The organism is Cedecea sp. B1(4), from assembly GCF_059414925.1.
Genome location: NZ_JCAHMZ010000335.1, coordinates 1 through 327, shown reverse-complemented (window position 1 = coordinate 327; position 327 = coordinate 1). Strand labels below are relative to the sequence as shown.

The following is a 327-nucleotide window of genomic DNA, read 5'->3' as shown; positions in this document are numbered from 1 at the left end:
GTCAGCCCGGCCGTGGTAATCGGGCGCGCCGTGACGTACTGGCGCTGCAGATAGGTCTGCACCGCCCAGCGCGGCAGCACCGCGATGCCGCGGCTGGTCGCCACCAGCATCAGGATCGCCACCGTCAATTCCGTGGTGCGACGCTTGGGCGCGATGCCGGCCGGCTTGAGCAATTGGCGGATGATGTCCAGCGATTCGTCCGGCACCGGATAGGTGATCAACGTGACATCGGCGAAATCCTGCACCTCCAGCACCTTCTTCTGCGCCAGGGGATGGTCATTGGCCAGCACCGCCATCAGGCGATAGCGGAACAGGTGATGAAAATCG

General features: G+C 64.2%; 1 protein-coding gene. It reads right to left on the bottom strand.

Annotated elements, in window-relative coordinates:
• Positions 1-327, bottom strand: a 327-nt coding sequence (locus ACR6JA_RS23180) for a LysR substrate-binding domain-containing protein (protein ID WP_494599870.1), incomplete at both ends; no start/stop codon positions are given.